The organism is Andreprevotia lacus DSM 23236, from assembly GCF_900176275.1.
GTDB lineage: Bacteria > Pseudomonadota > Gammaproteobacteria > Burkholderiales > Chitinibacteraceae > Andreprevotia > Andreprevotia lacus.
On sequence record NZ_FWXD01000001.1, the window covers coordinates 342,712 to 349,587 of the forward strand.

At 61.1% G+C, this 6,876-nt stretch carries 8 protein-coding genes and 1 tRNA gene; all 9 read left to right on the forward strand.

The window, feature by feature from the left end; all coding sequences use genetic code 11:
- Positions 1–28: 28 nt before the first annotated feature.
- Positions 29–550, forward strand: a complete 522-nt coding sequence (infC, locus tag B9A19_RS01785; RefSeq protein ID WP_084088808.1) for a translation initiation factor IF-3 — start codon at positions 29–31, stop codon at positions 548–550.
- Between the two features lie 171 nt (positions 551–721).
- Positions 722–919: a 50S ribosomal protein L35 gene (gene rpmI / locus B9A19_RS01790; protein WP_084088809.1), complete on the forward strand. Its 198-nt coding sequence runs from the start codon at positions 722–724 to the stop codon at positions 917–919.
- A gap of 16 nt (positions 920–935) precedes the next feature.
- Positions 936–1,295: a 50S ribosomal protein L20 gene (rplT, locus tag B9A19_RS01795; protein ID WP_084088810.1), complete on the forward strand. Its 360-nt coding sequence runs from the start codon at positions 936–938 to the stop codon at positions 1,293–1,295.
- A gap of 146 nt (positions 1,296–1,441) precedes the next feature.
- Positions 1,442–2,437 carry a phenylalanine--tRNA ligase subunit alpha gene (pheS, locus tag B9A19_RS01800; protein ID WP_084088811.1) on the forward strand — a complete coding sequence of 332 codons (996 nt, stop codon included), beginning with the start codon at positions 1,442–1,444 and terminating at the stop codon, positions 2,435–2,437.
- A 15-nt stretch (positions 2,438–2,452) separates the two neighbouring features.
- Positions 2,453–4,807, forward strand: a complete 2,355-nt coding sequence (pheT, locus tag B9A19_RS01805; RefSeq protein WP_084088812.1) for a phenylalanine--tRNA ligase subunit beta — start codon at positions 2,453–2,455, stop codon at positions 4,805–4,807.
- 23 nt (positions 4,808–4,830) lie between these two features.
- A complete protein-coding gene (locus B9A19_RS01810; RefSeq protein ID WP_084088813.1) occupies positions 4,831–5,151 on the forward strand; it encodes an integration host factor subunit alpha in 321 nt (106 codons plus the stop codon).
- On the forward strand, positions 5,114–5,476 hold the full coding sequence (locus B9A19_RS01815) for a MerR family transcriptional regulator (RefSeq protein WP_084088814.1): 363 nt from the start codon (positions 5,114–5,116) through the stop codon (positions 5,474–5,476). Before B9A19_RS01810 ends, B9A19_RS01815 begins: the two co-directional genes overlap by 38 nt.
- Positions 5,477–5,755: 279 nt before the next feature.
- Positions 5,756–5,832 (forward strand) — tRNA-Pro (locus B9A19_RS01820).
- A 566-nt stretch (positions 5,833–6,398) separates the two neighbouring features.
- Positions 6,399–6,695, forward strand: coding sequence for a PAAR domain-containing protein (locus tag B9A19_RS01825; protein WP_084088815.1), 297 nt, complete (start codon positions 6,399–6,401; stop codon positions 6,693–6,695).
- The last annotated feature ends 181 nt before the right edge of the window (positions 6,696–6,876 follow it).

Genomic DNA, 6,876 nt, shown 5'->3' on the forward strand with positions numbered 1-6,876 from the left:
TTTTTGTTTTACGACTTGGAGAAAAGAGATAGCTGCTTCGGATAAAGAACCGCGCATCAATGGTGAGATCACCGCGCGCGAGGTGCGCCTGCAAGGTCTGGATGGCGAACAACTGGGTATCGTGAGCCTGGCGCAAGCCATGGCGCTGGCTGAAGAAGCCGAGGTTGATCTGGTTGAGATCGCCCCGACGGCAACGCCGCCGGTTTGTCGTGTCATGGACTACGGCAAGTACAAGTACGAGAAATCCAAGAAAGACCATGCGGCAAAGCTGAATCAGAAGCAGATCCAGATCAAGGAAGTGAAGTTCCGTCCTGGTACCGATGAAAACGACTACCAGGTCAAACTGCGCAACCTGATCCGCTTTCTCGAAGACGGCGACAAGGCCAAGATCACGCTGCGTTTCCGCGGCCGTGAAATGGCCCACCAGGAAATCGGCATGGCGCAGCTCAAGCGCGTCGAGGCCGATCTGGTCGAACTGGCCGTGGTGGAACAACACCCGCGCCTGGAAGGCCGCCAGATGGTGATGATGCTGGCGCCGAAAAAGAAGTAAGCGCGCCGCACTTTACGCAGGTAGTACCGGATAGCGGGGTGGCGACAGCCCCCGCCAAGGCAGGTTTTTTCTGCCGGTTGTCGCAAAAAATCGTGGTGCCAGGCCACTAAGTCCCCAATGCGAATGCGGCGGGGCGCCTGTTGCCTAATTTAACTTCATTAGGAGCATTCCATGCCCAAGATGAAAACCAAGAGCAGCGCCAAAAAGCGCTTCAAGGTTCTCGGCGGTGGCGGCGTCAAGCGCGCTCACGCGTTCAAGCGTCACATCCTGACCAAGAAAACCACCAAGAACAAGCGTCAACTGCGCGGCACCAGCATGGTCGATCCGACCAATATGGGCCACGTACGTGCAATGTTGCCCTACGCGTAACTCAAGGAGATAAGAGATGCCTCGCGTTAAACGTGGTGTAACAGCCCGCGCTCGTCACAAGAAAGTACTCGCACTGGCCAAGGGTTACCGCGGCCGTCGCAAGAACGTATACCGGATCGCCAAGCAAGCGGTGATGAAGGCCGGTCAATATGCTTACCGCGACCGTCGTCAAAGGAAGCGTCAGTTCCGCACACTGTGGATTGCCCGTATCAACGCGGCTTCCCGTGAGCTGGGTCTGGCGTACAGCCGCTTCATGAACGGCCTGAAAAAGGCTGGTATTGAAGTTGACCGCAAGGTGCTGGCCGACCTGGCCGTGTTCGACAAGCCGGCATTTGCCAAGTTTGTTGAGCAAGCCAAGGTAAGCCTCGCTGCCTGATCGGCAAGTGCTTTAAAAAGGGAGGCTTTCCGCCTCCCTTTTTTATTCTGCTGCGCCGCCGCGGCGGCCAGTACCGCGATGCATTACCCAAGTGCGCCTGCCGCAGGCGATTTGCGTAACGTATCTCAGACCCAGATGGGGCCACCATGGTTGCCAACGTACAAGCCATACTCGAAGAAGGTCTTGCCGCGCTCGCCGCGACCAACGACCCGGTCGAGCTCGAAAACGCCAAAGCCCGCTATGTCGGCAAGGAAGGCGCCATCAGCGCCTTGCTCAAGCAGCTGGGCGCGCTGCCGCCGGAAGAGAAAAAGACCTTTGGCGCCACCGTCAACCAGGCCAAGCAGGCGTTTGAAGCGGCACTGAACACACGCCGCGAAGCACTGGCCGCCGAGAAGCTGGCCCGCCAGCTGGCGGCCGAAGCGCTCGACATCACCCTGCCGGGCCGTGGCCGCAGTGCCGGTGGCCTGCACCCGGTGACCCTGGTGCAACAGCGCATCGAGAACCTGTTCCGCTCCATCGGTTTCGACGTGGCCGACGGCCCGGAAATCGAGAACGATTTCCACAACTTTGCCGCGCTCAACATCCCCAAGGATCACCCGGCGCGCGCCATGCAAGACACTTTCTATGTAGAGGGCGCTGACGAGCCGCTGGTGCTGCGCACGCACACCAGCCCGATCCAGGTGCGCTACATGCTGGACAACCAGCCGCCGATCAAGATCATCGCACCGGGCCGCGTCTATCGCGTGGATTCGGATGCCACACACTCGCCGATGTTCCACCAGATGGAAGGCCTGTGGGTGGACGAGGGCGTGTCGTTTGCCGACCTCAAGAGCGTGATCGTCGATTTCCTGCGTAATTTCTTCGAGCGTGACGATCTGCAAGTGCGTTTCCGCCCTTCGTTCTTCCCGTTTACCGAACCATCGGCCGAAATCGACGTGCTGGGCGCGCGTGGCTGGCTGGAAGTCGGCGGCTGCGGCATGGTGCACCCGAACGTGCTGAAGAATGTCGGCATCGACGCCGAGAAGTACACCGGCTTTGCCTTTGGCATCGGTCTGGATCGCTTCGCCATGCTGTATTACGGCGTGAACGACCTGCGCCTGTTCTTCGACAACGACCTGTCCTTCCTCGGTCAATTCAAATAAGCCGGAGCGCACGCGATGAAATTCTCTGAACAATGGCTGCGCAGCTGGGTCAACCCGGCGCTGTCGTCTGATGAACTGGCCCACCTGCTGACCATGGCCGGGCTGGAATTGGAAGAAAACGAACCGGCTGCGCCGGCATTCACCAGCGTATTCGTGGCCGAGGTGTTGAGCACTGCCAAGCACCCGGACGCCGATCGCCTGAACGTCTGCAGCGTCAACGTCGGTGAGGCCGAACCGATCCAGATCGTGTGTGGCGCACCAAACGTGAAGCCGGGCCTGCGCGTGCCGTGCGCGCGCATCGGCGCCGTGCTGCCGGGCGATTTCAAGATCAAGCAAGCCAAGGTGCGCGGTGTCGAATCGTTCGGCATGCTGTGCTCGGGCGACGAATTGGGCATTCCGGATGGCGTCGATGGCCTGCTGGTGCTGCCGGCTGATGCGCCGGTCGGCACGCCGATCCGCGACTACCTGCAGCTGGATGATCGTCTGCTGACGCTCAAGCTCACCCCCAACCGTACCGATTGCTTGTCGATCAAGGGTATCGCGCGCGAAGTGGCCGCGCTGACCGGCAGCACGCAAAGCGCCGTCGAGATCAAACCGGTTGCGCCGCAGATCGATGCCGTGCGCAGCGTCACCCTGGGTTCGCCGGAAGCCTGCCCGCGCTACGCCGGCCGCGTGGTCAAAGGCGTGAACCAGGCTGCGCCGACGCCAGACTGGATGAAGCAGCGCCTGCTGCGAAGCGGCATCCGCTCGATTTCGGCCATCGTCGACATCACCAACTATGTGCTGCTCGAACAGGGCCAGCCCATGCACGCCTTCGATCTGGCCAAGCTGGAAGGTGGCGTGAATGCGCGCTTTGCAAAGCCGGGCGAGAAAATCACCCTGCTGAACGACAAGGAGCTGGTGCTCGAAGCCGACATGCTGGTCATTGCCGATGAGGTGAAACCGGTCGCACTGGCCGGTATCATGGGTGGCGGCCATACCGGTGTCGAAACCGGCACACAGGACATCTTCCTGGAGTCGGCTTTCTTTGCGCCGGGCGTGATCGCGGGCAAGGCGCGCCGCCTGGGCTTCTCGTCCGATTCGTCGCACCGTTTCGAGCGCGGCATCGATTTCGGCGCCTGCCGCGATGCACTGGAACGCGCCACGCAGCTGGTGCTGGACATTTGCGGCGGTCAGCCTGGCCCGGTCGTTGAAACCGTCGCCACCCTGCCGGCCCGCCTGCCAGTGGCGCTGCGCGTATCGCGCGTGGCCAAGGTGCTGGGGCTGGCATTGCCGGCCGACGAGATCATCGCCATCCTGAACAAACTGGGTCTGGAGACCGTGCTGGCTGGTGATGTGATCACCGTCACGCCGCCGTCGTACCGCTTCGACATCGAAATCGAAGAAGACTTGATCGAAGAAGTGGCGCGCGTATACGGCTATGACAACGTGCCGGTGAGCGCCTCGGTGGCCAAGCTGTCCATGCTGCCGCAGCCGGGCAATCTGCGCGGCAAGCATGTGCTCAAGGCCATTCTGGCTGCGCGCGATTATCAGGAGGCGATCAACTACGCCTTCGTCGAGGAAAAGTGGGAAGCTGATCTGGCCGGCAACAGCAGCCCGGTCAAGCTGATCAACCCGATTGCCAGCCAGATGAGCGTGATGCGCTCGACCCTGTTGGGTGGCCTGATCAATGGCCTCAAGCACAACCTGAACCGCCGCCACGAGCGCGCGCGCCTGTTTGAAGTGGCGCGCGTGTTCAACGGTATTGCTGCCGATGCGCAGCCGGAAAAGATCGCCGGTCTGGCCTGGGGCACGCGTGAGGCAGAGCAGTGGGGGGCCGGTAAGGAAAAAGTCGATTTCTTCGACGTGAAGGCTGATATTGAAGCCTTGCTTGCGCCGCGCGTGGCCAAGTTCCGCCGTGCCGAGCATGTGGCGCTGCACCCGGGACGTTCGGCCGAGGTCATCGTCGAGGGCAAGACCATCGGCGTGCTGGGCGAGCTGCACCCGCGCTGGGTGCAGGAATACGAGCTGGGCAGCGCGCCCATCCTGTTTGAGCTGGATGTGGCTGCACTGCTGGCGGTGCGCAAGCAGGCCAGCAAGCCGGTGTCCAAATTCCAGCCGGTGCGCCGTGATCTGGCGCTGGTGGTGGATGAGGCGCTGCCGGTGGCCGATCTGCTGGCCGCGTTTGCCAAGGTGAAATCGCCGCTGATCACGGGCATCGAATTGTTCGATGTCTACCGTGGCAAGGGGGTTGAAGATGGCAAAAAGAGCCTTGCATTCAAGGTGTTGATGCAAGATACTCAGAAAACGCTGACGGACGAAGAAGTCGAAAGCGTGGTGGCGGAGCTGATCCGCCGCGGGGAAGGATGCGGTGCTACGCTCCGCGCATAACAGGTTGTACAGGGTTTAATGCAATGACGCTTACCAAGGCTGATTTGGCCGATCTTCTTTTTGACAAGGTCGGCCTGAACAAGCGCGAGGCCAAAGACATGGTCGAGGCCTTTTTCGAAGAAATCCGCACCTCGCTACAGGAAGGCGACGTGGTGAAGCTGTCGGGCTTCGGCAATTTCCAGTTGCGCGACAAACCGCAGCGCCCGGGTCGCAATCCCAAGACCGGCGAAGAGATTCCAATCTCGGCCCGCCGCGTCGTGACTTTCCACGCAAGCCAGAAACTGAAGGGACTGGTTGAACTGCATTATGCAAAGCGCCAGCAGCAACGTCGTACCGACATCTGATCTGCCTTCCATCCCGGCCAAGCGCTACTTCACCATTGGTGAAGTCAGTGAGCTGTGCGGCGTCAAGCCGCATGTGCTGCGCTACTGGGAGCAGGAGTTCACCCAGCTCAAGCCGGTGAAGCGGCGTGGCAACCGGCGCTACTACCAGCACCACGAGGTGCTGCTGGTGCGCCGTATTCGCTCGCTGCTGTATGAACAGGGCTTTACCATCAGCGGTGCGCGCAACCAGCTTGCCCATCTGGGCGAGGACGAAGCCAGTGCCGTGGTGACCAATGCCACCGTGCGTGAAGAACTGCACGCACTGCTGGATTGGCTGCAGGCCTGATCGCTCCTGCTTGATCGTGGTGCAGTTCATCAAGAACCCGGCCTGGCCGGGTTTCTTGTTTTGCGGCTGGCGAAATACCGGTGCCTGTGGGGGGGCATTGCTGCCTGCCGATGCGGTTTCTGGTGTCTATGGCGTCTGCGGCCGGATTCCGGCCGGTGCGCCAGCGCCCTTGCATGGGGTTGCAAGGGGTCGCCATGCGGTTTTTTGCGGCGACCAGCAGGCTGCAGTGACAACAATATTGGCGCAAGCGGCGATGTGTGGTTATAATCGCCGCTCTCTCGGAATGTAGCGCAGCCTGGTAGCGCACTTGCATGGGGTGCAAGGGGTCGCGAGTTCGAATCCCGCCATTCCGACCAATATGAAACGCCGAATCAGCTATGCTGGTTCGGCGTTTTTGTTTTGGCGGTTTCCCAAGCAAGGGTAGGGTTGCCACGGTATCGAGCCGCGTTGGCCAGACTATTGACGTTGCCAGAAGGGCTGCCGGGCCAAAGGCAGGGTAGGGGCGCGCGGTGATTCCCATACCGCGTGCTGCCTCGCCAGATCAGACCCGCTCGGTATTAGAGCCGCTAACAAAACCCTGCTGGCGGTGTATCGCTCACTGGCCGTACGGCCAGGTTCTGTCTGCGCTTCGCGTGCCTTGCCGGCACCGCTACACTGGGTTTTGTCAGCGGCTCCTGGTAGGGTGCAGTTGGCTGCCGGTTGCAGACCCGTGCCGCTTGGCATGGATCTGGCTACCGCTCATCGCCAGTGTGTTGTATGTAACACTGCAACTCAGTAAAAAGCCAAACACAGCAAAAGCTGTCTATACTCTTGCTGTTTTTTGTCGACATAAAAACAATTCTTTGCTAATGAAGCACTTCCCCCTTTTTTCCGAGCTTGGCACGGCGCGTGCCTGCGCCCGTTACACCCGCAGGGGTGGCTGATGGGTGAGCGGCATATTGCCTGCGTCGGCGACCTCACCACCACCGGTGGCGTGGTGCTGCCGCACGGCGCCAATACCACGCTGCTGTTCGGCCGGCGCACCGCCATCATCGGCGGCATGGCCACCTGCCTGGCGTGCAAGGGGGTAGGAACAATCGCCAAATCCGGCGGTGCGCGCCGGCTGATCGGCGATGGCAAAGAAGTTGCCCTGCATGACGACATCGTCCAGTGCGCCTGCCCCTCACCCCCCAAGGTGATCGCCGGCCAGCACGACAGCAGTTACACCGATCAGGCCTGACACCATGTCCCGTACCCTCAGCGTTGCCAGCCCCGCCATCCCGCTCGCCAACGGCGAACCCACCCTGGTCCCCACCGTGGTGCGCGGCCGCGATGGCATCAACCAGCTGCACCAGTACGACATCACGCTGATCACCCCGGATACGGTCAACCCCGAGCACTTCCTCGAAGCCAATGCCTCG

Coding starts and splice junctions, on each gene's coding strand:
- B9A19_RS01825 (WP_084088815.1), top strand. CDS start 6,399: ATGGGTGAGCGGCATATTGCCTGCGTCGGCGACCTCACCACCACCGGT.
- pheS (WP_084088811.1), top strand. CDS start 1,442: ATGGTTGCCAACGTACAAGCCATACTCGAAGAAGGTCTTGCCGCGCTC.
- B9A19_RS01815 (WP_084088814.1), top strand. CDS start 5,114: ATGCAAAGCGCCAGCAGCAACGTCGTACCGACATCTGATCTGCCTTCC.
- rpmI (WP_084088809.1), top strand. CDS start 722: ATGCCCAAGATGAAAACCAAGAGCAGCGCCAAAAAGCGCTTCAAGGTT.
- pheT (WP_084088812.1), top strand. CDS start 2,453: ATGAAATTCTCTGAACAATGGCTGCGCAGCTGGGTCAACCCGGCGCTG.
- rplT (WP_084088810.1), top strand. CDS start 936: ATGCCTCGCGTTAAACGTGGTGTAACAGCCCGCGCTCGTCACAAGAAA.
- B9A19_RS01810 (WP_084088813.1), top strand. CDS start 4,831: ATGACGCTTACCAAGGCTGATTTGGCCGATCTTCTTTTTGACAAGGTC.